This window comes from Planococcus dechangensis (assembly GCF_042654465.1).
GTDB classification, from domain to species: domain Bacteria; phylum Bacillota; class Bacilli; order Bacillales_A; family Planococcaceae; genus Planococcus; species Planococcus dechangensis.
In genome coordinates this window covers 130,742-154,345 of record NZ_JBHSGL010000005.1, presented here as the reverse complement: position 1 = coordinate 154,345, position 23,604 = coordinate 130,742, and the positions used below count along the sequence as shown (strand labels likewise).

Below are 23,604 nucleotides of genomic sequence, written 5' to 3'. Positions count from 1 at the left end.
AAAAAAAGACATCCCGAGGCTCAATCGCCTTCTGGGATGTCTTTTTTCGGTTCCGGGAAAAACTCCGGCGTCCGCTCGAGCTGCTCGAGAAACGAACGTGACTTCAAACGGATGCCAGCTTGTTCCTCGTAAATGGTCCGGACAATCTGCTTGAGCAAAGTTTTCGACTCTTTCTTCAAGGTCAGTGCCCCGACGCGTTCAATTGGTACAAAATAAAACGTGCGGATTAATTTCACCAGCGCCGGGCTCAAGCGGATGATATAGCGATCGAGGTGAAAGCAGCGGTGGCATAAAAAGCCCAGTTCCTGAAACGAGAAAGCGAATTCCCCTTCCGTCGCACCGCAGTTTGCACATTCATGCAAAGTCGGGGTCAGCCCCGCCACACGCAGCATTTTCCATTCGACAAACAAGGTAATCGCTTCCGGATCGTAGCCGTCCGCGATCGCATGAAGCGCCTGATACAGCATATCGTAAATGGCCGGCTGCGGTTCGTCTTGTTCGGTCAGCCGGTCGATCAATTCGGTTACATAGCTTGCGTGTGCGGTCGCCATGATGTCCTCTCGGATATAGCGCAGCGATTCCAATTGGTCTCCGGCCTGCAATGTGCCCATGCCCCGTCCTTTGTAAATGGAAAATACACCATGCGTAAACGGCTGTGTGATAGCGGCTAAACGGCTCGCGGGCTTTTTCGCACCACGTGCCATACAAGTGATCTTGCCCGCTTCTTTCGTGAACAAAGTGACGATTTTATTCGTCTCGCCATAGGGACGCGCACGAATGACAATGCCTTCGAGTTGGTTTTGCATAAGAAGGACTCCTTAGTATTCGTCGTCTCTGAAGCCGAAATCACGAAGATGCATTGCTTTATTGCGCCAATCTTTTTGGACTTTGACCCATAGATCCAAATACACTTTGTTGCCAAGCAGGTTTTCGATATCTTTGCGGGCGCGGGTGCCGATTTCTTTTAACAATGCACCTTTTTTTCCGATGACGATTCCTTTTTGGGAATCACGTTCAACCATGATGGTCGCCTGCACACGGATCATATCTTCGTTTTCCTCATCTTTGGCAATCTTGTCAATCACGACCGCGATCGAATGAGGGATTTCCTCGCGAGTTAGATGCAAGGCTTTTTCACGGATCAATTCGGAAATGATGAAACGTTCAGGATGGTCCGTCACTTGGTCCGCCGGGTAATACTGCGGCCCTTCCGGCAAGCGCTCTTCGATTTTCGCCAGCAAGTTTTCGACATTATTGCCTTGCAAGGCGGAAATTGGCACCGCTTCTGCAAAATCAAATTCGCTGCGGTACGATTCGACGATCTTCGGTAAATTATCGGGATGAACTTGGTCGATTTTATTGAGCACTAAAAAGACCGGTACATCAAGACCTTTCAGCATGTCCAATACATAGCGGTCCTGTTTGCCGATGCGGTCGGCAGCGCTGACGACAAACAACAGCACGTCCACTTCGCGGAATGTATTTTTGGCGACTTTCATCATGAAGTCGCCCAGTTTATGCTTCGGCTCGTTAATGCCAGGTGTGTCGATAAAGACCATTTGGCTATTATTGTTCGTCACAACACCTTGTACTTTATTGCGCGTCGTCTGCGGCTTGTCGCTCATGATGGCGATTTTCTGCCCGACGACACGGTTCAAGAATGTCGATTTGCCGACATTCGGCCGTCCGATGATGGAGATGAACCCTGATTTGTAACCTTTATTTTCTTGCTGCATAATCTAAATCCTCCGTTGAGAAGGCGCCCGGAAGCAATTCTGCGATCGTCGTTTCCGATACCGCTCCTTCTAAATTAGTTAAATAAACCGGCATATCCGGCGCACAAAATTCCGCAAGCACTTGGCGGCACGCTCCGCACGGAGACACAGGGCCTTTCGTATCGGCTGCTACAGCAAGCGCGGCGAATTCCTTGATTCCCTCAGAAACCGCTTTGAACACTGCGGTCCGCTCCGCGCAGTTGGTCATTGAATAGCCCGCGTTTTCAATATTGCACCCTGTATAAACCGTTCCGTCTTTAGACAATAAAGCTGCCCCGACTGGAAATTTCGAATAAGGCACGTACGCATTGCCTCGCGCCGATACCGCTTGTTCCATCAATTGTTGCTTGTCCATTTTCATCACTCACTTTTTTATGATCACGGGAGTGTTATCCTCACCGCCTAATTTCTAAATCCATTTGGGCAAAAAGATCAGCAAACCGATTATAGCACTTGTCACAGCAAATACCAAAACGGCTCCTGCCGCCATGTCTTTTGCTTGTTTCGCCAGCGGATGCAGCTCGGACGTGACCAAGTCGATGGTCCTCTCTAATGCGGAGTTGACCAATTCGAGCGCGATCATCCCGCCGATCAATACCACAATGATCAGCCATTCCGTGTGTTCGAGTCCTGTCAACAAACCGGCACTGACGACCAGGACAGCAGCCAGTGTGTGTACACGCATGTTTTGTTCGGCCTTCAGCGCAGTGGCGACTCCTTGCGCAGCAAAACCGAATGAGCGGACAAATTTACTCAGCTTCATAAGCATCACGCGTGACACCTAATGATGCGAGTATCTCTTCCTGCTTGGCAAACATGGCTTTTTCATCCTGCTCGTTCATATGGTCATAGCCGAGCAGGTGTAAAAATCCATGAACAGCCAAAAATCCAAGTTCCCGTTCGAAACTATGTCCGTATTCCTCCGCCTGGCTTTTTGTACGCTCGACAGAAATGATGATATCCCCTAGCAGACGGGGGCCGGTTGCACCGACAATTGCTATTTCCTCTTCCCCCTCTTCTTCCATAGAAAAGGAAATGACATCTGTCGGCTGGTCTTTGCCGCGATAATCCCGGTTGATTACGCGGATCGATTCATTATCGGTAAATGTCACCGACACCTCCGCTTGTCCCGTATTTTCATGCCGGGAAGCATGTTCCAATACTTTCGAAACAAATGCCAGCGCATGTTCATCCAGTTGTTCAGTTTCGTCCAAAAAATCAATCGTCAGCATTGGGTTTCCTCCCTCCGTTATTTTTTTCTTCCGGATATGCGATACGGGAATGGAAAATGCCATTCAATGTCTCACACATGACGGCTTTCGCTTTCCGTAGTTCTTTTAACGTTATATCACAATCATCAAACTGTCCATCTTTCAACTTGTCTTCAGTGATTGAGTCGACCATTTCACGGATTTTCTCCGGACTTGGCGATTTCATTGATCGGACAGCCGCTTCTAAGCTATCTGCAATCATGATGATGGCATTTTCACGCGTTTGCGGTTTTGGGCCATCATAGCGGTATTGTTTTTCGCTTAGTTTTTCATTTTGTTCTTTCGCTTTATAGAAGAAAAACTTCAGCAATGTAGTGCCATGATGCTGCTCTGCGATATCGATCAATTCTTTTGGCATTTTATGTTTTCGCAAAATGGCTGCACCATCTTTTGCATGGGCTAAAATTAGGTCGCGGCTTTTCTCGGGCGGCAATTGGTCGTGCAAATTGCCATGCGATTGGTTTTCGATAAAATACTGCGGATTGACCGTCTTGCCGATATCGTGATAATAGCAGCCGACACGTGCCAGCAGCCCATCAGCGCCGATCGCCTCGCACGCTGCATCTGACAGATTCGCTACCATGACACTATGGTGATAGGTACCCGGCGTCTCGGTCAAAATCTTTTTCAACAGTGGATGGTTTGGATTCGACAGTTCAATTAACTTCATAGTCGATAATATGCCGAACGCCGCCTCAAACAACGGCAATAGCCCTGTAGCCAGTGTTCCGGACAACAGCCCTGCAGCGATGGCTGCAGCAGCATAGAATGCAACTTCACTAGACGTATACTGGCTTTGGTTCATCAATAAATAAAATGCCACATAAAGCAAGTGAACGCCGCCGACCGCCAAGCTAATCGGCAAGATGTGGATATTGCGTGATCCGCTGCGTATTAAATATATTCCCGCCAAACCGCCGAACAACACATATAATGCGGCATCCATTTGAAAAACCCCGGAATAGCCGCTTTGGAGCATCATTCCAGCACATGCACTCAAAAGCACCGTGACATATACAGCAGTCCGTTCATCGATCAGCAGGCGCACCAGGATTCCAGCCAATGCCGTCGGATAAATAAAGTCGATGACGACATCAAAATTGCCGCTGATCAATTCGAGCAGTTTCATGATCGACAATGACATCAAAATGACCCCAAAAACGATGGTCAGCCGAATCGCTTTTTTGATGCCATCGACTTTTGAACTTTGCACTACGAGCAGCAGCAGCCCTGTCGTGATCAATACGAACAAACTAAGTGCTGCCCCCGGACGGTAGTTCGAGCGCTGTTCTGTCATTCCAGCCAGTTCAAGTTGACGGTAAACTTCCCTGTCGATCAATTGCCCTTCTTGAATGAGCACTTGCCCTTGAAGAATTCGTGTAGGTTCTACGCTTGCCCTAGCTTGTTCAATCTGGTCTTCCGTCAATTCTTCATTTATCACTTCATTGGCGATAATATTCGCTCTGGCGATTGCAACGGCTGCCGCTATCGCAGAGGCTGGTATTTGATCATTTTGACGAATGCTTTGTTCAACGTCATTGCGTGCTTGCAATACGCCCGATTCCCGCAACGGCTCCTGCATGACCGAAAGCACTTCGTTGCGCAATTGCCGCTGGGTCCTGAGCAAGACCTCTTCATCAAGGACGAGCAGCGACAGCAGCATGTCATCCGTCAACTGCAATCCGTTTTCATTTTGCTCCAGCAAACGGATCGATTCCCGAAGTTCCGTCAACGCCGAATCATAATTGGCCGGTTCCGGTTCTTCTTGCTCTTCATCTGCCGTGACGGCTTGTTTCGCTTCGTATACATAACGGAACAGCGATTCGACGACAGTCGCCTGATTACTTGAGATTTCCTCTACAAAACGATAGCTCGGCTGCACTTCCTGCGCTGCACGCTCGCGCTCCCTTTCTGTACGGACCGGATCTTCCACAGTCTTTGCTGCCCGTATGGTTTCATGTGACAATTGGAATAATTCCACATCATATGTATCGGTCGCAATCGTATCATATAGAAATCCGAACATCATGATAGTTGTAACGAAACTGATGCCGATCAATACTGCAGGAGCCCCGAACCGCTTACATATGCGCCTGATCCACCCTGTCATTTGACCACCTCACTATTCTCTCTCAATCATACCAATACGTACGGCTTATTTCACCGTTCCTTGCAAATTAATAGCAGTTTTCTGGACCGCTATGCGGTTGTTTTCTATTGCCAAGTGCCATGACACTTGACGGGCGAGTTCAGCCGCTTACCGTTGGATCAATCAACTCTAGAGTGGCTGGAAAATAAAAAAACCAACCTCAAGTAGGCTGGTTCTCGTAAGCTTCAATGATTTTTGATACAAGCGGGTGACGGACCACATCGCCTTTTTCTAAATACTGAAAATTGATTCCTTTGACGCCATGCAAATTTTTCTCCGCCGCGATCAAACCGGATTCGGCTCCACGTGGCAAATCAATCTGGGTTTTATCACCTGTAATGATCATTTTCGAATTAAAGCCAAGACGCGTTAAAAACATTTTCATTTGCGCCTTTGTCGTGTTTTGGGCTTCATCGAGGATGATGAACGCATCTTCTAGCGTCCGTCCGCGCATATAAGCAAGCGGGGCTATTTCAATGGTGCCGCGCTCTATCAGGCGGTTCGTCTGCTCTTGCCCCATGACGTCATGCAAGGCATCGTATAAAGGACGCAAGTAAGGATCGACTTTTTCTTTCAAGTCACCCGGCAAAAAGCCGAGGCTTTCCCCTGCCTCAACGGCCGGACGCGTCAAGACGATCTTTTTGACGTGTCCGTTCTTCAAAGCCTGCACCGCCAAAACGACCGCTAGATAGGTTTTTCCGGTTCCGGCAGGACCGACTCCGAATACCATATCGCTTTGCCGCACAGCGTGGATATAATGGCGTTGGCCGATTGTTTTGGCGCGGATGGAACGCCCTGTCGCATTGCGTGCCACTTCTTCATCATAAAGTTCAGCAAAATATTCTATCGTCCCGCTCTTTGCCATTTCGATCGCTGAAACGATGTCGCGCTGGTCAATGTTGATGTTTTTGCGGATCACTTTCAATAATTGTTCCAATAATTGCTTCCCCGTGATCTTGCCTTCTTCGGAGCCAGCCAAACGGATGACTTCCCCACGGGTAATGATTTGGATATCAAAACTTTCTTCGATCAGCGACAAATGGCTGTCGGAGGTCCCAAGAAGCTGGACTGCTTCATTCGGGTCTTTCACATGAAGTTCGAGCAAGCTGTTTTCTGTCATTTAGACGCTCCTTGAATCGTGTTTTTTCTTCTCTTCAACTCTATCATTACCACCATGGAATTGTAAATCAATTGAATATATTTAAGTTTACATAATATTATTATTTAATTAAAATAGCTATAAAAAAAGACCGGTGCATGTTCCACCGGCCTTTTTGTCAACGCTTAGCTTTAGGCGGCAATAAAATCTCCGCCATAATGATGCCTTTAAGTACATCCTCATCTTTCAGTGGAAGAAGTTCATCTTTCACTGTTTGATGTATTGCGGGCTGCAAAGTTTCCTCTTTGTAGACGCTCAATCTGCCTGAGCGCGGCGTTGATTGCTTAGCCTGCCGCCCAGTGGAAGCGGGTTTGGTTCTTTTATCCACTTCCGCAATTGCACGAGATTTGACTTGCTCCGCTTGTTCCTTCACTTTACGGGCTTGTTCCGCCCGTTTCGGATCATCTTCCATTTGAGCCTGCATCTCGCCGTAAATCTCTTTGGCATAGTCTTCAATCCGCTTGAACGTCCGCTGTCCGCCTTGAGGCGCTTGCGGTGTTTGGGAGGCTTGAGGCCTGCCTGGGACTTGCTGGCGCTTTGCCGGTTGGTTGCCATCAGGCTTTTTGTTCTTGCTGAACAAGGCACTGATGGCCATGATAATCACCATTATGATGAGGGGTTCCATTCCAAAACCTCCCTTGAGTTATCCGCTAGCTTATTAGTTCTCTTCCTGCTGCTTTTCCGTTCCGGTTTTCGAAATGGACTCGCGCATGCTCGTATCCGCTTGCACGTTCTTGTAGTTGACGTAATCCATTACGCCGATATTTCCTGAGCGTAATGCTTCTGACATCGCCATCGGTACTTCTGCTTCTGCTTCGACAACTTTCGCGCGCATCTGAACAACTTTCGCCTTCATTTCCTGCTCGCTTGCCACAGCCATTGCACGGCGCTCTTCAGCTTTTGCCTGTGCAATTTTCTTATCAGCTTCCGCTTGTTCAGTTTGAAGTTCCGCACCGATGTTCTTGCCGATATCAACGTCGGCGATATCGATCGATAGGATTTCAAATGCAGTACCGGAATCCAAGCCTTTGCCTAGAACCGTTTGGGAAATAAGATCCGGGTTTTCCAGAACTTTTTTATGGTTTGTGCTCGAACCGAGTGTCGAGACAATCCCTTCGCCGACACGGGCTACAATCGTTTCTTCACCAGCACCACCGACTAGGCGGTCGATATTGGCGCGAACGGTAATACGTGCTTTTGCTTTTACTTCAATCCCGTCCATTGCCACACCAGCGATAAATGGTGTTTCAATAACTTTCGGGTTAACGGACATTTGAACCGCTTCTAATACGTCACGTCCAGCAAGGTCGATTGCCGCTGCGCGTTCAAACGGAAGATCGATGTTTGCACGGTGTGCTGCGATCAATGCGTTGACAACACGGTCAACGTTACCACCTGCCAAGTAATGGCTTTCCAATTGGTTAATGGTAACCGTCAAACCTGCTTTTGAAGCTTTGATCAACGGATTGACGATGCGCGACGGGATAACGCGGCGCAATCTCATCCCGATCAATGTGAAGATGCTGATGCGAACTCCAGCCGCCATGGCGGAGATCCACAATGTGACTGGTACAAATGTGAAAAAGATAGCAAGCACGACGATAATACCAATTATCGCGGCGCCAAGGCCGATTGTTTCAAGTCCCATTTATTCTTCCTCCTCTTGTTTTTCGAGTTCACGCACAACTATGCGCGACCCTTCTACCTTAATTATCTTAACATCTTTGTTGCTGTCGATAAACCGTCCTTCTGATACCGCATCGATGTATTCATCACCGAGACGGATCGTACCGGATGGCCTGAGGGCAGTTGTAGAATGTGCAGTCTGGCCGATTAGCTCGGGACGGTTGACGCTTGAAACATAGCCGTGCTCCGTATCCGTTGCATCCGTTAAAATGATTCGTTTAAACATGCTAAGTTTCTTCCCAAAAAATTTCACTAATATCACCATCCCTGCCGAAGCTACAAGTAGCGCAATCAAAATTGCGATTGCTGTCGTTTGGACATCTTCACCCGCCAACAAAATACTGCCGAGTATTGCCAATACACCGAACAAGCCGATGATGCCTCCCGGAATAAAAAACTCGAGGAGAATCAAACCGAGCCCGAGGATCAGCAGTATAATCGACTCATATCCAGCGAGCCCAGCCACCAAATGGCCGTAAAAGAACAATAGCAGTGAAAACAAGCCGAAAAATCCTGGAATGCCGACACCTGGCGTGAACAACTCAAGCAATAGCCCAAGACCTGCAATGGACAGCAAAATCGGAACGATCAGCGGGCTTGTCAAAAAGCGGGCAATCGTTTCAGACCAGTTTTCTTCTACTTGAATCACTTCAGCTCCCGATAGCCCCTTGAGTTCCAATAATTCGTCGAGCGATGAAACTGTGCCTTCCGAATAGCCGACTTCAATCGCTTCGCTTGCCCCGAGCGTCAACAACTGTCCTTGACCTGCCCGGTATTCCGAGAGATCTATTTCAGCGTCCGCCATTGCTAACGCAAACTGAGGATCGCGGCCGGATGATTCTGCAGCACTTCTCATAGAAGACAGCCATGCGGAGTTTGCTTTATCCGCTGCTGCATTGCCTGACTGGTCGATGACTTGCGCAGCACCCATGCGGCCGTTTGGATGCATGTAAATCTCATCGTTATACAATGCCAAAAACGCACCGGCCGAAAGGGCATCTTGATTGATGAAAGCAAGCGTCTCGATATCCGTGTTATTCAGCAAGCGGGCAATGCCGTCTGCTGCATTGACAAAACCGCCCGGCGTATCGATTTCAAAGACAATCGCATCAGCTTCGGCATCTTCAGCTTCCTCGATGCCGCGCTCTAAGAATGATTGGAGCCCTCTTTCCACTTCCGCTTCAATCGGTATGACGTAAATTTTTTCTGTATTTGCAGAAATGGTGGGAATCGCCAAAGCAAGTGCAAGAAGCAGGAGCATCAAACCAATCCAGGCTTTTCTTCTACGCACGGTGTTTCCTCCTTTCCACCTATGAAACCATTGGATAGTTATGTATACGGATGAGATGCCCTACGGTTTCAATAGCACGCCTTCTTTTTTCATTATAAAGCAATTTTCCCCAAGTTACGATGGAATGCGCTTACATTCTTCTAAATGGTGAACGTTTTAAGTCGAAAAAAACCGGAAGCACATTTGTGCTTCCGGTCTTAGCTGTTCGTTGCTATTTTTAAAAGTCATTTAAGATCAAAGTCAATTAAAATTTACGTTTACGCGCAGCTTCTGATTTCAATTTACGTTTTACGCTCGGCTTATCATAATACTCGCGCTTTCTTACCTCTTGCATTGTTCCGGACTTCGAAACAGTGCGTTTGAAGCGGCGAAGAGCATCTTCAATTGATTCGTTTTTACGAACTGTAGTTTTTGACATCTCTTTTTCCCTCCCTCCGAACACACGTTGAAGCAAATAACAACTAGTGTTATATACTAGAAAATTATAACGCAACAAAACATCTTCGTCAATACTTAATAATCAGTATCAGAAGTCAAGCCTTGCATAATTTGAACGCCTGAACTGGCGCCGATACGTGTCGCGCCGGCTTCGACCATCTGCTCGACGTCTTCTAGGCTGCGAACCCCGCCTGAAGCCTTTACACCGAGCTCAGGACCGACAGTTTCGCGCATCAAACGGACTGCTTCAACAGTCGCTCCGCCTGTAGAGAAACCGGTTGATGTTTTGACGAAATCAGCTCCCGCTTCTTTGGACAGTCGGCTCGCCAATATGATTTCGTCGTCGGTCAATAAGCAGACTTCCAAGATGACCTTGACGATCGCTTTTCCTTTTGCCGCCGCTACTACAGCTTCGACATCGGACTTCACGACTTTTTCGAGTCCGCTTTTCAATGCACCGATATTCAAAACCATATCGATTTCGCCAGCACCTTTTTCGATCGCATCCGAAGTTTCGAATGCCTTAGTCTCTGAAGTTGCAGCACCTAATGGGAAGCCGATGACTGTGCATACTTTCACTTCGCTGTTTTCAAGTTCTTTAGCAGCAAGCGATACCCAAGCTGGGTTGACGCAAACGGATGCGAAATTGTATTCGGCTGCTTCTTTGCAAAGCTGTTCGATCTGCGGTGCTGTAGCTTCCGCTTTTAACAAAGTATGGTCGATTAAAGATGCAATGTTGGTCATGAATTATTTCTCCATTCTGTTAGTTGATTTCATTAGACAGGCATGCCATCCATCACACGGACAAATTGCCCTTCGTTCAGTGGATAGCCTGCCTTGTTAATTTTCACTTTAACGATTTTGCCGATCAAGGAATCGTCTCCCCATATCGCGACTTTCAGGTAATTATCTGTATAGCCGACGAGCATGCCCGCTTGCTCTTTCGATTCTTCTTCCGGAATGATCTCCAAAAGGCTGCCTTCAAAACGGCTGGCGTACTGCTTCGCCAACTGGTCGTTCAGTTCGATCAAGCGGTGGACGCGGTCATTTTTAACCGATTCGTCAATCTGTCCATCCATACGCGCTGCCGGCGTGCCGGTCCGCATCGAGTAAGGAAAAACATGAAGCTCGGAAAACTGCTGATCGCGGATAAAATTGTATGTGTCCATAAACTCTTCTTCTGTCTCGCCGGGGAATCCGACGATGACATCCGATGTGATCGCAAGTTCAGGCAATGCATCGCGCAGACGGTCGAGACGGTTTGCAAAAAACGCCATCGTGTATTTCCTACGCATCCGTTTTAAAACGCTATCGGAACCAGATTGGATCGGAATATGAAGATGGCGCACAACAATTTGGGACTGTTTTAATACAGCAATCACTTCGTCGGTCAATTGGCTCGCTTCAATGGAAGAAATCCGTAAGCGCTTCAATCCTGTAACGTTCGCTTCGAGGTCGCGCAATAGCTGCGCCAAATTATAATCCTTCAAATCCTCACCGTAGCCACCGGTATGGATACCGGTCAACACGATTTCCTGATAACCGGCATCGACCAGTTGCTGAGCTTGCCGAACAACTTCCTGAGGGTCGCGCGAACGCATTAAACCACGTGCCCAAGGAATGATGCAGAAGGTGCAGAAATTATTGCAGCCTTCCTGGATTTTCAGTGACGCACGAGTGCGGTCAGTAAATGCCGGTACATCCAGTTCTTCATAAACGCGGTTTTTCATAATATTGCCCACCGCATTGATCGGCTTGCGCTCGGCTCGGTATTGGTCGATAAACCCGAGCAATTTTGTCCGGTCCTGTGTGCCGACCACAATGTCGACTCCTGGGACGGCCATGACTTCTGCCGGTGAGGTTTGGGCGTAGCACCCCGTTACGCAGATAACGCCGTCTGGATTCGAACGCACCGCACGGCGTATGACTTGTCGGCTTTTTTTATCCCCTGTATTGGTGACGGTGCAAGTATTGATGACGTAAACATCGGCATGGCGTTCGAAATCCGTTCGCTCATAGCCTTGTTCTTTGAACAATTGCCAAATTGCTTCAGTCTCATAATGGTTCACTTTGCAGCCTAAGGTATGGAACGCAACAGTTGACATCTGTAGCCACCTCTTTCATTCAAATTCGTAGGACATTGCCGACAAGGCATAAAGCGGGGCGGTCTCTGTCCGGAGAATGCGCGGCCCAAGCGCAGCAAAATGCGCGCCTTCATCAGCGAGGGCATCCGCCTCTGCTTGTGAAATGCCGCCTTCCGGCCCGAAAATAAGCAAGATAGAGTCTTTATCATACAATGATTTGAGAATATCGGCAAACCGCTTCCCGCCTTGTTGCTTTGCTTCTTCTTCGTAAGCGACTATGACGGCATCAAAGCCTTTTGCTGCATCCAGCAACTCCTGGAAACTGTGCACCATATGTACCGTAGGGATGCGGCTGCGATGGGATTGCTCAGCCGCTTCCTTCGCGATTTTTTTCAAACGATCGATCTTTTTGGCGCTTTTGGCCTTGTCCCATTTAACGATTGAGCGTTCTGCAACATAGGGCAACAGTGCACTCATCCCCAGCTCTGTCGATTTTTGGGTGATGAGTTCAAGCTTGTCGCCTTTAGGCAAACCGCAAGCGATTGTCACGTGCTTCGGCAATTCGCTGCGGTCCGGCAATTGTTCCAGCAATTCAATCTGGACATCTTTTGCATCATCTGTAATTTGTGCTAAATACACCTTGCCCGAAACGACCGCAATGAGCTGGTCTCCGATCGATTGGCGCATTACTTTTGTAATATGCTTGGCGTCATCGCCTGTTATATGCAAATGGCCCTCGTCCACATGTCCCTCATCCAAAAAATATCGTTGCATGGTCACACCCCGTTATAGCGGTTTTTTGGAAATAATCGTCACCCAGTCTTCCATCATCATGACATCTTCAATGATGAACCCTGAAGCTTCGAGCGCTTCTTTCACATCGTTCTTTTTCTGTGCAATGATGCCTGAAGTGATGTAGATCCCGCCTGGCTTCACTGCTTGAAACGCATCATCCGTAAATGACATGATGATTTCCGCCAAAATATTGGCGACAACGACATCTGCCGGTTCATCAATGGCGTCGAGCAGATTGCCGTGGAACACTTCTACACGGCTTTGCACTTTGTTCAGCGCGACATTCTGGCTTGCCGCTGTGACAGCCACTTCATCCAAATCGAGCGCGCGGACTGTTTCCGCCTCCAACAGTGCTGCACCGATGGCCAGAACGCCTGAGCCGGTACCGACATCTATGACAGTTATTCCCGGTTGCACATGTTTTTCCAGTGCCTGCAGGCTCATGACCGTAGTCGGGTGCGTGCCGGTACCGAATGCCATCCCCGGGTCCAATTCGATAATCAGTTCATCACTGGACACCGGATGGTAATTTTCCCAGGTCGGCACAATGGTGAAACGCTTGGAAATCTTAACGGGGTGGTAGTATTTCTTCCATGAAGTTGCCCAATCTTCTTCATCCACCTCGCTGATCGTGACGACATTACGCCCGACATTAATGTCGAAATCGATGAGGCTATTAATCGCGAGTTTGATGCCCTTCACCGTTTCCCCAAGAAAGCTATTGACCGGCAAATAGGCTTTTACGATAACGCCTTCTGACGGAAAATCATCCGGATCCAAAGAATAGATTTCACCAAATACATCTTCGCGGTCTTTCGTCAAATCTTCGGAATCTTCGATGACGACCCCGCTTGCTCCTGCTTCATGCAATATGTTCGAAATCGATTCAATCGCTTCGTTTGTTGTATGAACCGCTAGCTCAGACCATTTCACTTACGATCAGCTCCTTTATGTAACAGACAGAAAACCCCCAAGTGCGTGGGAGTTTTCCGAGTGCTTATGATTTGCCTTAATCGCCTTTAATTGTTCTTTTGATTTTATCGAACAAAGAGCTGCCTTGCTCTTCCGGAATGTCCCCGGAAATCTCAGCAAACTCACGCAGCAATTGCTTTTGCTTTTCGCTCAATTTGGTCGGCACTTTCACTTTTACCGTAATATGCTGATCGCCCACTCCGTAGCCATGGACATTTTGAACGCCTTTGCCCCGCAGGCGGAAACGCGCCCCATTTTGTGTACCGGCTGGGATTTTCAGTTTGACCTTGCCGGAAATGGTCGGCACTTCAATTTCATCGCCGAGCGCTGCTTGCGGATAAGTGATCGGCAATTCCAAGTGGATATCGTCGCCATCGCGGATGAATTGTTTATGCGGCTTGACGCGGAAAAGAACATACAAATCTCCAGCCGGCCCTCCGTTGATTCCAGGCCCACCTTGTCCTGATACGCGCAATTGCTGTCCGTCGTCGACCCCTGCAGGAACAGTGACTTTGATTTTCTTGATTTTCCTTACTTTACCAGCGCCGCGGCATGTTGTGCATTTTTCTTCAATGATTTCGCCGGTGCCTTCGCAATGGTGGCAAGCCCGACGGTTGACCATGCGGCCGAATGGTGTGTCTTGTGCCACATTCAACTGGCCGCTGCCTTCACAATGAGGGCAGGTTTTTTTGCGCGTTCCTGGTTTTGCTCCGGAACCGTCGCACGTGTCACATGTTTCATCTTTTGGAATTTCGATTTCTGTTTCCTGTCCAAACACAGCATCCAGAAAATCGATGGTCATGGAATACTGTAGATCATCGCCTTTTCTTGGCGCATTTGGATCACGTCTACGTGTACCTCCACCGAAAAACGTACTGAAGATATCATCAAAACCGAAGCCTTCAGTACCGCTAAAGCCGCCTCCGAAGCCTTGGTTCGGGTCTTGATGTCCGAACTGGTCGTATTGGGCACGTTTTTGATCATCGCTCAATACTTCATAGGCTTCTTTTACTTCCTGGAACTTCTCGGAAGCATTTGCCTCTTTATTGATGTCTGGATGGAATTTCTTGGAAAGCTTACGGTACGCTTTCTTGATTTCTTCTTTTGAAGCATCCTTCGAGATGCCGAGCACTTCATAATAGTCTCGCTTGTTCATAGGTCACTCTCCCTCTTGCAGTCAACTGTTATTGTACACGGTTTAATTTGTGCATGCAAAGACCCGCAAAAAAGCGTAAGCACACTCGAGAATTAAAGGTTTTACAAAAGCAAAGTGGCTTGAAAGCGTCCTGATACCAAGTTGCGATCCTAGAATCCTTGCGCTGAAACTGAACTCCCATACGCTTTAGGGAAACCTGGCATGCAAAATTAAAGTGCTTTTAATCGTGAAAAAGCCAAAGCAGTTGCTTTGCTTTGACTTTTTCGGCCTTGCTTATCTTACTTGTCTTTATTGTCGTCGTTTACTTCTTCGAATTCTGCATCCATGACGTCGTCATCCTGTCCTGGTTGCTCTGCTCCTTCAGCTGCTTGCTGGTTAGCTGCAGCTTGCTCGTAAGCTTTCATTGCAAAGCCTTGGAGAATTTCTTGGAGCTTGTCTTTTTTCACGCGGATGTCTTCGATGTCCTCGCCTTCAAGGGCCGTTTTCAATTCATCGCGCGCTTCTTCGGCTTGTTTCTTTTCTTCTTCAGAAACAGCTTCGCCGAGGTCTGTGATGGTCTTATCGGTTGTGAAAACAGCTTGGTCAGCTTCATTGCGCAATTCCACTTCTTCTTTGCGTTTTGCATCCGCTTCAGCGTTTTCTTCCGCTTCTTTCACCATGCGCTCGATCTCGTCATCCGACAGAGTCGTGCTGGATTGGATTGTGATCGTCTGCTCTTTTTGCGTACCAAGATCTTTCGCCTTAACGCTGACAATACCGTTTTTGTCGATATCAAAGCTTACTTCGATTTGCGGTACGCCGCGCGGTGCAGGCGGGATATCGGCCAATTGGAAACGTCCGAGTGTTTTGTTGTTTGCAGCCATCGGGCGCTCGCCTTGCATAACATGAATGTCGACTGCGGGCTGGTTATCCGCTGCAGTAGAGAATGTTTGTGATTTCGATGTCGGGATTGTCGTGTTGCGATCGATCAATTTCGTGAACACGCCGCCCATCGTTTCGATGCCAAGTGACAGTGGCGTCACGTCAAGCAATACTACGTCTTGTACGTCGCCAGTCAAGACGCCGCCTTGGACTGCTGCGCCCATCGCAACGACTTCATCCGGGTTAACGCCTTTATGCGGCTCTTTGCCCGTTTCTTTCTTGACTGCTTCCTGGACTGCAGGGATGCGTGTAGATCCACCGACCAAAATGACGCGGTCAAGTTCTGACGCGGAAATGCCTGCATCTTTCAATGCTTGGCGAGTCGGCCCCATTGTGCGTTCTACAAGTGATGAAGTCAACTCATCGAATTTCGCGCGGGATAGGCTCATTTCCATGTGGAGCGGCCCTGCTTCGCCTGCAGTGATAAACGGCAATGAAATTTGTGTTGACGTTACGCCGGACAAATCTTTTTTCGCTTTTTCAGCTGCATCTTTCAAGCGTTGTGTAGCCATTTTATCTTTCGACAAGTCAATGCCGTTTTCTTTTTTGAATTCCTGCACCAAATAATCGATGATCAGTTTATCGAAATCATCGCCGCCCAGACGGTTGTCGCCGGCAGTTGATTTTACTTCGAAAACGCCGTCGCCCAGTTCCAGGATCGAAACGTCGAACGTACCGCCGCCAAGGTCATAAACAAGGATCGTTTCATCTTTATCCATTTTATCAAGACCGTAGGCAAGTGCAGCAGCAGTCGGCTCGTTGATGATGCGTTCCACTTCAAGACCTGCGATGCGCCCAGCGTCTTTAGTCGCTTGGCGTTCTGCATCGTTGAAATATGCAGGTACAGTGATGACCGCTTTGGTTACTTTTTCGCCAAGATAGTCTTCTGCATACCCTTTGATGTATTGAAGGATCATCGCTGAAACTTCCTGTGGCGTGTATTCTTTGTCTTCAGCCGTCACTTTTTCCTGTGTACCCATCAAGCGTTTGACGGATTGGATAGTGTTCGGGTTAGTGATGGATTGGCGTTTTGCCACTTCACCGACTTGGCGTTCGCCGTTTTTGAACGATACGACAGACGGCGTCGTGCGGTTGCCTTCTGGATTTGGGATAATTTTTGGTTCGCCGCCTTCTAAAACTGCGACTGCTGAGTTTGTTGTACCTAAGTCGATTCCGATAATTTTGCTCATTGAAATTCCTCCATTAGCGTTAGATTGTATAATTGAAATTATTCGTTCACTTTTACCATAGCCGGACGCAACACTCTGCCATTCAGGGTATACCCTTTTTGCAATTCTTGTAACACAATACCCGGCTCTGCTTCAGGATCGCTTTCCTGGATGACTGCTTGATGGAAATGAGGATCAAACGGCTCGCCGGTTGACTTGATTTCCTCCAGCCCTTCGGCTTTGACAGCTTCTAGCAAGGATTTCTGCACCATTGAGACACCTTTAAGGATAGTTGCCGATTCGTCGCTCTTTGTTTCCGTTGCGAGCGCTCGTTCAAAATTATCCAGCACCGGCAGCAAATCAGTCAACAGCGATTGAGAGCGGAACTTCTTCGCGATTTCCTGGTCCAGTTTTGCGCGGCGTTTGAAATTATCAAAATCCGCAAGAAGCCGCAAATACTTGTTTTGTTCTGCTTCGACCTGCGCTTGCAGTTGGGCTAGTTCGTCAACCGTTTCCTCGCTGTCGTTTGATGCATCGTCCACACTTTCAGCGGCCGCTGTTTCTGTCTCTTCCGGCGCCTGTTGCTCATCGGCCTCATTGATGTCCTGTTCTAGGTCCTGTTGCTTGATCTGTTCTTTTTCATTCGACAAAATATATGCCTCCTTAAGTTCACTTTCCTTGGAACAGCCGAGTCAGTTCTTTCGATAAATCGCCGCTCACATAATCCAAAAGCGAGACGATCCGGCGATAATCCATTCTCTTCGGCCCGACGATTGCGATTGTGCCCATTTGCTCATCACCGATATCATAAGACACCGTAATGACCGAGCAATCTTCCATCGCCGCCAAGGCGTTTTCGGATCCGATGCGGATCTGCAGCCCTTGAGTGCCGACCGGAAGAATTTCGGGAATGTGTTTTGCTTCTTCCATGACGTTCATCAGCTCTCGAATTTTTTGGATATCATGGAAATCCGGCTGCTTTAAAATATTCAGCTTGCCTCCATAATAGACATTTTCTGCATGCGGAAGCAGCATCGCCTGCTGGAACGTCCGGTACAATTCGCCGTAGCGCTCGATATGCTGGCGCAACAAGACATGTGTTTCCTGCTCAAGCCGCTTATGCAAATTATGCAGCGCAACGCCGATTAGGCGCTCGTTCAAAATATTGACCATCTTTTCGATATCGGATGCATTCAAGTCCGGCGGAATGGAAAATATGCGATTTTCCACATGACCGGAATCGGTAACGATGATCGCTACAGCCATACCCGGCGACAAAGGCACAATCGACAATTTTCTGACGATGTGTTTGCGGATATCCGGCCCGAGCAGAATCGACGTATAATTTGTCAACTCCGACAAAATGCCTGCCGACCGTTTAATGATCTCTTCGGTTTCATTGACTTTTTCTTCGAAAACCGAACGCAATTGAACGAGGTCGTTTTCTGGAATCGGATTCGGCGTCAGCAAATGGTCAACATAATAGCGATAACCTTTTTGCGACGGAATCCGCCCTGAAGAAGTATGAGTCTTTTCGAGGTAGCCTTGCCCTTCAAGCTCCGCCAACTCATTGCGGATAGTTGCCGGGCTGAAGGACATGCCCGGCTTTTTAGCTAGTTGGTTCGATCCTACCGGCTGCGCTGATTGGATATAATCATCTACTGTCACTTTTAAAATGAGCAGTTGCCGTTCTGTTAACATGATCATCACCTCTGTTAGCACTCTATGAGTTCGAGTGCTAAGACTACACTAAAATTACCAAATCTTTTTTAGCTTGTCAACGGATGCGCTTTTACGAAAGCAAAAATTGTTCGAATACTTCATTGCCGACAAAACGGCCTTTATGGGTCAGCTTTAAAAAGCCGTCTTCGATGGCCAAATTGCCTTTGGCCTGCTCTTTTTGCACAATGTCTCCGTAAACCTCCACGAGCGGCGTGTTGAACTTTTCTTCAAAATGCGCCAGCGCTACGCCTTGCGTTTTGCGCAAGCCGAGGAACATTTCTTCTTCCATCTGTGCTTTAACGGTCACTTCCGTCGTATCGAGTACAGGGCGGATGCCTTGTTCAAGCGGTTCCATGTATTTTTTCAATGGGCCGTGATTGGAATAACGGACTCCATTGATATAGCCGTGCGAACCGGCGCCGACGCCGATGTATTCTTCGTTGTTCCAATACAATAAATTATGGCGGGATTCATGGCCCGGTTTGGCAAAATTGGAGATTTCGTATTGCTGCAGGCCGTGCTTTTCCATTTCTTCAATAAGCCGCTCATACATATCGCCTTCCAAATCTTCCGTAACGGTGTTGAGCTTGCCTTTGACCATTAAATTGTAAAATACCGTCTTCGGTTCGATGATCAATGAATACGCCGAGAAATGCGGCATATCGAATGCAAACGCCTGCTCGAGCGTTTCATCCCACTGCGCCATGGTCTGACCCGGAAGCCCGTACATCAAATCAAAGCTGATGTTGGTGAAGCCGACTTCACGCGCCGTTTCAACTGCACGCAGCACATCTTCGTTGGCATGGGTCCTGCCGAGGCGTTTCAACAAGTCCTGATCGAAGGTCTGGACACCCATGCTCAGGCGGTTGACGCCGCCCTTATAGAGCACTTCCATTTTTTCGCGCGTCAATTCATCCGGATTGGCTTCCGAGCTCCATTCGACATCTGCTGCCATCGGCACGTACTGATGCACCAATTCCAGCAAACGCTCTAATTGTGCAGGTGTCAGCGCCGTCGGTGTGCCGCCGCCGAGAAATACCGTCTCGAGCGGGTGGTCGAGTGCGCCTTGTTGTTTCCACAGCGCCAGTTCTTTGCCGACCGATTCGATATAGGCATCCACCGGCTGGTCTTTAAAAAACACTTTATTGAAATCGCAGTAAAAACAAATCTGATGGCAGAATGGGATATGGATGTACATGCCTTTTACCATTGAAAATCCTTCTTTCTAATAAGAAAAGGAGGCAGAAAAGCCGCCTCCTTTTTTTCGTTTTATTTGGATTGGTCGTCCATTTTCAGGACAGCCATAAATGCTTCTTGGGGAACTTCTACGGAGCCGACTTGCTTCATCCGCTTTTTCCCTTCTTTCTGCTTATCAAGAAGTTTGCGCTTACGGGAAATATCGCCGCCGTAGCATTTCGCGAGGACGTTTTTCCGGATGGCGCTGATCGTTTGGCGGGCAACGATTTTCTGGCCGATCGCTGCCTGGATCGGCACTTCGAATTGCTGGCGCGGAATCAAAGTCTTCAATTTGTCGACTATGACCTTTCCACGTTCGTAAGCAAATTCACTATGGACGATAAAGCTCAACGCATCCACTTTTTCAGCATTCAGCAATATGTCCATCTTGACGAGCTTGGATTCTTTATAGCCGATTAGTTCGTAATCAAATGATGCGTAGCCTTTTGTGCCGGATTTCAATTGGTCAAAGAAATCATAGACGATCTCCGCAAGCGGCAATTCGTAAATGATGCTGACACGGGAATTATCGACATAGTCCATCGTCATGAAATTGCCGCGTTTTTTCTGGCAGATTTCCATCACCGCACCGACATAATCGTTCGGCACCATGACCGTTGCTTTGACGTAAGGTTCTTCAACGACAGAGATTTTCTGTGGATCTGGCATCATCGCCGGGTTGTCAATATTAAGCACTGTGCCATCGGTCATATGGACGTGGTAAATTACACTTGGCGCTGTTGTAATCAAATCGATATTGAACTCGCGTTCGATGCGCTCCTGGATAATCTCCATATGCAGCAAGCCAAGGAAGCCACAGCGATAGCCGAAGCCAAGCGCCTGTGAGGATTCCGGCTCGAACTGCAATGCGGCATCGTTCAATTCGAGTTTTTCTAGTGCGTCGCGCAGATCGTTGTATTTGGATGTATCGATTGGGTAAAGACCGCAATAAACCATCGGGTTCAACCGGCGATAGCCCGGCAACGCTTCTTCAGCAGGATTGTTCGCTAAAGTGATGGTGTCACCGACGCGGGAATCGGCGACGTTTTTGATGGCCGCTGTCAAAAAGCCGACATCCCCTACCGTCAATTCATCGCGCAAGGTGACTTTCGGCGTAAATACGCCAGCTTCAACGACTTCGAATTCGTTGCCACTAGCCATCATTTTAATTTTGTCTCCAGGCTTTACCGTACCGTCGATGATTCGGATATACGCTACCACTCCGCGATACGGGTCGTAAAGCGAATCAAAAATCAAAGCTTTCAAGGGAGCTGAAGGGTCGCCTGTCGGCGGCGGAACTTTTTCGACGATCTGTTCCAGGATTTCTTCGATGCCGATTCCCGCTTTCGCTGAAGCGAGCACCGCTTCTGAAGCATCCAGCCCGATGACATCTTCGACTTCTTGGCGAACACGCTCCGGGTCTGCTGCCGGCAAATCGATCTTGTTGATGACCGGCAAAATTTCAAGATCGTTATCAAGCGCTAAATAAACGTTAGCCAATGTCTGAGCTTCGATTCCTTGCGCCGCATCCACAACAAGGACTGCACCTTCGCACGCGGCGAGGCTGCGGGATACTTCATAGGTGAAATCGACGTGTCCCGGTGTATCGATCAAATGCATAATATACGTTTCTCCGTCTTTTGCTGTATAGTTCAGCTGAACGGCATTCAATTTGATAGTAATTCCTCTTTCCCGTTCCAAATCCATGGAGTCGAGCAATTGGGATTTCATTTCACGCGCTGTCAGTGCATTGGTTTTTTCCAATATGCGGTCTGCCAGCGTCGATTTTCCATGATCGATGTGGGCGATAATGGAAAAGTTGCGGATTTTCTGCTGTCTCGCGATTCTCTGTTCTAGATTCATTTTCTTCACTCCCATATAAACTACTTTGAATTATAGCAGTCCGGCAGGCTTAGAGCAATGTATGACCGCACTGTATTCGCTGTCAAGGGAAACTTCTTTGCACGTAACTATTGCATTTGCCATCCCGATTTGATAAAATAACTTTTGTTGTATAGAGACACTGAAGAGTGAAGGCGACCCCGCCTAAACTTAAATTGTCTAGGAGGTGAAAGATATGCCAAACATTAAATCTGCAATCAAACGTGTTCGCACGAACGATACGAAAAATGCTCAGAACTCATCTGTTAAATCATCAATGCGTTCTTCTGTGAAAAAGGCCGAGCAAGCTGTAGCCAACAATGAAGAAAGCAAAGGTGCTTCTATCAAAGCAGCGATCAAACAAGTTGAGAAAGCGGCTTCTAAAGGTTTGCTACACAAAAACACTGCAGCCCGCAAAAAAGCTAGCCTCATGAAAAAAGCGTAAAACGCATCAAAAAACCGATCCTCTTGGGTCGGTTTTTTTCTTTGCGCAAAAAGGCTGCCCCTCGCATTGGGCAGCCTTTTTGTGTTGCATGAAACCTATTTCGCCATCTGCTGGTTATGCCCCGCCCGTTTCATCAAGAAGAATTCCAACACGCGCTCCCGGTTGCCGGAAGTGGTCTTCAACTGCAGGTCGATATCCGCCAGGTCCCCGAGCACTTGCAGCAAGCGCTGTTCGGAAATTTGACGGCGCTTTTCCACGAGCAGCTTGACACGGTACGGATGGGCTTTCAGCTGTTTGGAAATCTGCTGTGCGTGATAGCCTTTTTTCTGCAAATAATAGACGTGGACCATGAAGCGGATCTGCGACGCGAGCAATGCCGCAAGTGCCACCGGCTCTTCTTTTTGGCGCAGCAGATCGTAATAGACGCTGAGCGCCGTTTTGATGTCGCCGTCCAAATAAGCTTGCAGCATCTTGAAAGCATCCTGTTCCAATGTTCGCGACGTCATCTCCTGGATGAGCTGATCGGTGATCTCCTCTTGTCCAGATCCAAGATAAAGCGCCATTTTCTCCAGCTCGGAAGCGAGCAGTGTCAAATCGGTTCCTGCGAGTTCAATCAATCTTTGGGCCGCTTGACGCTGGAGGGTTTTGCCGTGCGTTTTCGCTTCATGCGCCATCCAGCTCTCGAGCTCATGCGGCTGCAATGACTTTGCCTCAATCAGCACAACATGCTTTTTCATCAGCTTGACGATTTTTTTCCGTTCATCCAATTTTTCATATGGCGCAACAAATACCGTGACGCTTGTGGCCGGTGGATGTTCGAGCCAAGCTTCCAGTGCTTTTAAATCATGGTTGATTTTTTCTTTGCCCCGCTCCGCCGCTTTTAAAAATGAAGCATTTCGTGCGATGACTAACTTGCGGTCGCTGAAAAATGGAATCGTGTCCGCTTCCTCGAGCACATGCCCCACTGGAACTTCTTCCAGGTCATAGCTTGCGGCACCGAGCTCTGACGCCGACGCCATTTGTGTTTTCAATAAATCGAGTGTTTTCGTGATGAAATAGCTCTCGCTCCCGACGATCAAATAAACCGGGTCGATTTTATCGGCGCGAATTGATTTCCATATGGATGTAATCATCTGGTCCACTCCCTCTTCCCTCTACTATAACGGATTTTTCGATTCAGGTCTGCACAGCGAAGTGCCTCCGGTTTTGACAGTTGTGTGTCAGACGCTGAAATCAGTGGACAATGTTTAGTTCAATATGGATTTTTCGGTTTTCTTCGCTTATAATAAAATCAACTAGGAGGGATTTTCATGAATGAATTTGAACAAAACGTCCAGTCCAAACGCAACGATGCCATCGATGCAGGGATGGGCTTCGTCGTTTCCTTTGGTTTCTTCGCTCTTATTTTTATCATTGCTGGCTTAGTGCAATTCGCAGCCCGCTGAACACGAAGA

24 protein-coding genes are annotated in these 23,604 nt (G+C 48.1%); 2 read left to right on the top strand and 22 right to left on the bottom strand.

What is annotated here, in order from left to right; translation table 11 throughout:
* Nucleotides 1-20: 20 nt before the first annotated feature.
* The 21 genes from recO to lepA all read right to left on the bottom strand — a co-directional run bounded on the left by recO (nucleotide 21) and on the right by lepA (nucleotide 21,687).
* The gene (gene recO / locus ACFO5U_RS03790) at nucleotides 21-806 is read right to left on the bottom strand and encodes a DNA repair protein RecO (protein ID WP_377276843.1); all 786 of its coding nucleotides are present in this window, start codon (nucleotides 804-806) and stop codon (nucleotides 21-23) included.
* 12 nt (nucleotides 807-818) lie between these two features.
* Nucleotides 819-1,736: a GTPase Era gene (gene era / locus ACFO5U_RS03785; protein ID WP_377276842.1), complete on the bottom strand. Its 918-nt coding sequence runs from the start codon at nucleotides 1,734-1,736 to the stop codon at nucleotides 819-821.
* Nucleotides 1,720-2,130 carry a cytidine deaminase gene (locus ACFO5U_RS03780; RefSeq protein ID WP_377276840.1) on the bottom strand — a complete coding sequence of 137 codons (411 nt, stop codon included), beginning with the start codon at nucleotides 2,128-2,130 and terminating at the stop codon, nucleotides 1,720-1,722. The genes era and ACFO5U_RS03780 overlap by 17 nt, the downstream gene beginning before the upstream one ends.
* A 54-nt stretch (nucleotides 2,131-2,184) precedes the next feature.
* Nucleotides 2,185-2,538 (bottom strand): diacylglycerol kinase family protein, encoded by a 354-nt coding sequence (locus tag ACFO5U_RS03775; protein ID WP_377279446.1) that lies wholly within the window; start codon nucleotides 2,536-2,538, stop codon nucleotides 2,185-2,187.
* Nucleotides 2,525-3,007, bottom strand: coding sequence for an rRNA maturation RNase YbeY (gene ybeY / locus ACFO5U_RS03770; protein ID WP_377276838.1), 483 nt, complete (start codon nucleotides 3,005-3,007; stop codon nucleotides 2,525-2,527). Before ybeY ends, ACFO5U_RS03775 begins: the two co-directional genes overlap by 14 nt.
* Nucleotides 2,994-5,156 (bottom strand): HD family phosphohydrolase, encoded by a 2,163-nt coding sequence (locus ACFO5U_RS03765; protein ID WP_377276836.1) that lies wholly within the window; start codon nucleotides 5,154-5,156, stop codon nucleotides 2,994-2,996. The genes ybeY and ACFO5U_RS03765 overlap by 14 nt, the downstream gene beginning before the upstream one ends.
* Nucleotides 5,157-5,355: 199 nt before the next feature.
* Complete coding sequence (locus tag ACFO5U_RS03760) at nucleotides 5,356-6,315, bottom strand: PhoH family protein (RefSeq protein WP_377276835.1); 960 nt, start codon at nucleotides 6,313-6,315, stop codon at nucleotides 5,356-5,358.
* Nucleotides 6,316-6,472: 157 nt separating this feature from the next.
* On the bottom strand, nucleotides 6,473-6,979 hold the full coding sequence (locus ACFO5U_RS03755) for a hypothetical protein (RefSeq protein WP_377276833.1): 507 nt from the start codon (nucleotides 6,977-6,979) through the stop codon (nucleotides 6,473-6,475).
* A gap of 33 nt (nucleotides 6,980-7,012) precedes the next feature.
* A complete protein-coding gene (floA, locus tag ACFO5U_RS03750; protein WP_377276831.1) occupies nucleotides 7,013-8,002 on the bottom strand; it encodes a flotillin-like protein FloA in 990 nt (329 codons plus the stop codon).
* Nucleotides 8,003-9,331, bottom strand: a complete 1,329-nt coding sequence (locus tag ACFO5U_RS03745) for an NfeD family protein (RefSeq protein ID WP_377276829.1) — start codon at nucleotides 9,329-9,331, stop codon at nucleotides 8,003-8,005. It lies immediately after the preceding gene.
* A gap of 244 nt (nucleotides 9,332-9,575) precedes the next feature.
* On the bottom strand, nucleotides 9,576-9,749 hold the full coding sequence (gene rpsU / locus ACFO5U_RS03740) for a 30S ribosomal protein S21 (RefSeq protein WP_006828698.1): 174 nt from the start codon (nucleotides 9,747-9,749) through the stop codon (nucleotides 9,576-9,578).
* 95 nt (nucleotides 9,750-9,844) lie between these two features.
* The gene (gene deoC, locus ACFO5U_RS03735) at nucleotides 9,845-10,513 is read right to left on the bottom strand and encodes a deoxyribose-phosphate aldolase (protein WP_377276826.1); all 669 of its coding nucleotides are present in this window, start codon (nucleotides 10,511-10,513) and stop codon (nucleotides 9,845-9,847) included.
* A 32-nt stretch (nucleotides 10,514-10,545) separates the two neighbouring features.
* On the bottom strand, nucleotides 10,546-11,874 hold the full coding sequence (mtaB, locus tag ACFO5U_RS03730; protein ID WP_377276824.1) for a tRNA (N(6)-L-threonylcarbamoyladenosine(37)-C(2))-methylthiotransferase MtaB: 1,329 nt from the start codon (nucleotides 11,872-11,874) through the stop codon (nucleotides 10,546-10,548).
* A gap of 15 nt (nucleotides 11,875-11,889) precedes the next feature.
* Nucleotides 11,890-12,627 (bottom strand): 16S rRNA (uracil(1498)-N(3))-methyltransferase, encoded by a 738-nt coding sequence (locus tag ACFO5U_RS03725; protein WP_377276822.1) that lies wholly within the window; start codon nucleotides 12,625-12,627, stop codon nucleotides 11,890-11,892.
* Nucleotides 12,628-12,639: 12 nt separating this feature from the next.
* Complete coding sequence (gene prmA / locus ACFO5U_RS03720) at nucleotides 12,640-13,581, bottom strand: 50S ribosomal protein L11 methyltransferase (RefSeq protein ID WP_377276821.1); 942 nt, start codon at nucleotides 13,579-13,581, stop codon at nucleotides 12,640-12,642.
* 76 nt (nucleotides 13,582-13,657) lie between these two features.
* On the bottom strand, nucleotides 13,658-14,776 hold the full coding sequence (dnaJ, locus tag ACFO5U_RS03715) for a molecular chaperone DnaJ (RefSeq protein WP_377276819.1): 1,119 nt from the start codon (nucleotides 14,774-14,776) through the stop codon (nucleotides 13,658-13,660).
* 278 nt (nucleotides 14,777-15,054) lie between these two features.
* Nucleotides 15,055-16,887 carry a molecular chaperone DnaK gene (gene dnaK, locus ACFO5U_RS03710; RefSeq protein ID WP_377276817.1) on the bottom strand — a complete coding sequence of 611 codons (1,833 nt, stop codon included), beginning with the start codon at nucleotides 16,885-16,887 and terminating at the stop codon, nucleotides 15,055-15,057.
* Nucleotides 16,888-16,925: 38 nt separating this feature from the next.
* The gene (grpE, locus tag ACFO5U_RS03705; RefSeq protein ID WP_377276815.1) at nucleotides 16,926-17,516 is read right to left on the bottom strand and encodes a nucleotide exchange factor GrpE; all 591 of its coding nucleotides are present in this window, start codon (nucleotides 17,514-17,516) and stop codon (nucleotides 16,926-16,928) included.
* Between the two features lie 19 nt (nucleotides 17,517-17,535).
* Entirely contained in the window at nucleotides 17,536-18,567 is a 1,032-nt protein-coding gene (hrcA, locus tag ACFO5U_RS03700) for a heat-inducible transcriptional repressor HrcA (protein WP_377276814.1), read from the bottom strand.
* 91 nt (nucleotides 18,568-18,658) lie between these two features.
* A complete protein-coding gene (hemW, locus tag ACFO5U_RS03695; protein WP_377276812.1) occupies nucleotides 18,659-19,798 on the bottom strand; it encodes a radical SAM family heme chaperone HemW in 1,140 nt (379 codons plus the stop codon).
* A gap of 59 nt (nucleotides 19,799-19,857) precedes the next feature.
* Complete coding sequence (gene lepA, locus ACFO5U_RS03690) at nucleotides 19,858-21,687, bottom strand: translation elongation factor 4 (RefSeq protein ID WP_377276811.1); 1,830 nt, start codon at nucleotides 21,685-21,687, stop codon at nucleotides 19,858-19,860.
* Between the two features lie 214 nt (nucleotides 21,688-21,901).
* Between lepA and rpsT the strand changes: the two genes are divergently transcribed.
* The gene (gene rpsT / locus ACFO5U_RS03685; RefSeq protein ID WP_377276809.1) at nucleotides 21,902-22,150 is read left to right on the top strand and encodes a 30S ribosomal protein S20; all 249 of its coding nucleotides are present in this window, start codon (nucleotides 21,902-21,904) and stop codon (nucleotides 22,148-22,150) included.
* Between the two features lie 95 nt (nucleotides 22,151-22,245).
* Here the strand turns inward: rpsT and holA are convergent, their stop codons facing one another.
* Nucleotides 22,246-23,283 carry a DNA polymerase III subunit delta gene (gene holA / locus ACFO5U_RS03680; protein WP_377276808.1) on the bottom strand — a complete coding sequence of 346 codons (1,038 nt, stop codon included), beginning with the start codon at nucleotides 23,281-23,283 and terminating at the stop codon, nucleotides 22,246-22,248.
* Between the two features lie 177 nt (nucleotides 23,284-23,460).
* Between holA and ACFO5U_RS03675 the strand changes: the two genes are divergently transcribed.
* Nucleotides 23,461-23,595 (top strand): YqzM family protein, encoded by a 135-nt coding sequence (locus ACFO5U_RS03675; RefSeq protein ID WP_008431587.1) that lies wholly within the window; start codon nucleotides 23,461-23,463, stop codon nucleotides 23,593-23,595.
* The last annotated feature ends 9 nt before the right edge of the window (nucleotides 23,596-23,604 follow it).

Bases quoted from the DNA above. Each gene is read 5' to 3' on its own strand.
- ybeY (WP_377276838.1), bottom strand. From the start codon at position 3,007: ATGCTGACGATTGATTTTTTGGACGAAACTGAACAACTGGATGAACAT.
- lepA (WP_377276811.1), bottom strand. From the start codon at position 21,687: ATGAATCTAGAACAGAGAATCGCGAGACAGCAGAAAATCCGCAACTTT.
- ACFO5U_RS03765 (WP_377276836.1), bottom strand. From the start codon at position 5,156: ATGACAGGGTGGATCAGGCGCATATGTAAGCGGTTCGGGGCTCCTGCA.
- ACFO5U_RS03775 (WP_377279446.1), bottom strand. From the start codon at position 2,538: ATGAAGCTGAGTAAATTTGTCCGCTCATTCGGTTTTGCTGCGCAAGGA.
- ACFO5U_RS03760 (WP_377276835.1), bottom strand. From the start codon at position 6,315: ATGACAGAAAACAGCTTGCTCGAACTTCATGTGAAAGACCCGAATGAA.
- rpsU (WP_006828698.1), bottom strand. From the start codon at position 9,749: ATGTCAAAAACTACAGTTCGTAAAAACGAATCAATTGAAGATGCTCTT.
- hemW (WP_377276812.1), bottom strand. From the start codon at position 19,798: ATGGTAAAAGGCATGTACATCCATATCCCATTCTGCCATCAGATTTGT.
- ACFO5U_RS03755 (WP_377276833.1), bottom strand. From the start codon at position 6,979: ATGGAACCCCTCATCATAATGGTGATTATCATGGCCATCAGTGCCTTG.
- dnaJ (WP_377276819.1), bottom strand. From the start codon at position 14,776: ATGAACAAGCGAGACTATTATGAAGTGCTCGGCATCTCGAAGGATGCT.
- deoC (WP_377276826.1), bottom strand. From the start codon at position 10,513: ATGACCAACATTGCATCTTTAATCGACCATACTTTGTTAAAAGCGGAA.
- dnaK (WP_377276817.1), bottom strand. From the start codon at position 16,887: ATGAGCAAAATTATCGGAATCGACTTAGGTACAACAAACTCAGCAGTC.
- era (WP_377276842.1), bottom strand. From the start codon at position 1,736: ATGCAGCAAGAAAATAAAGGTTACAAATCAGGGTTCATCTCCATCATC.
- hrcA (WP_377276814.1), bottom strand. From the start codon at position 18,567: ATGTTAACAGAACGGCAACTGCTCATTTTAAAAGTGACAGTAGATGAT.
- rpsT (WP_377276809.1), top strand. From the start codon at position 21,902: ATGCCAAACATTAAATCTGCAATCAAACGTGTTCGCACGAACGATACG.
- recO (WP_377276843.1), bottom strand. From the start codon at position 806: ATGCAAAACCAACTCGAAGGCATTGTCATTCGTGCGCGTCCCTATGGC.
- holA (WP_377276808.1), bottom strand. From the start codon at position 23,283: ATGATTACATCCATATGGAAATCAATTCGCGCCGATAAAATCGACCCG.
- ACFO5U_RS03675 (WP_008431587.1), top strand. From the start codon at position 23,461: ATGAATGAATTTGAACAAAACGTCCAGTCCAAACGCAACGATGCCATC.
- ACFO5U_RS03725 (WP_377276822.1), bottom strand. From the start codon at position 12,627: ATGCAACGATATTTTTTGGATGAGGGACATGTGGACGAGGGCCATTTG.
- mtaB (WP_377276824.1), bottom strand. From the start codon at position 11,874: ATGTCAACTGTTGCGTTCCATACCTTAGGCTGCAAAGTGAACCATTAT.
- ACFO5U_RS03780 (WP_377276840.1), bottom strand. From the start codon at position 2,130: ATGGACAAGCAACAATTGATGGAACAAGCGGTATCGGCGCGAGGCAAT.
- floA (WP_377276831.1), bottom strand. From the start codon at position 8,002: ATGGGACTTGAAACAATCGGCCTTGGCGCCGCGATAATTGGTATTATC.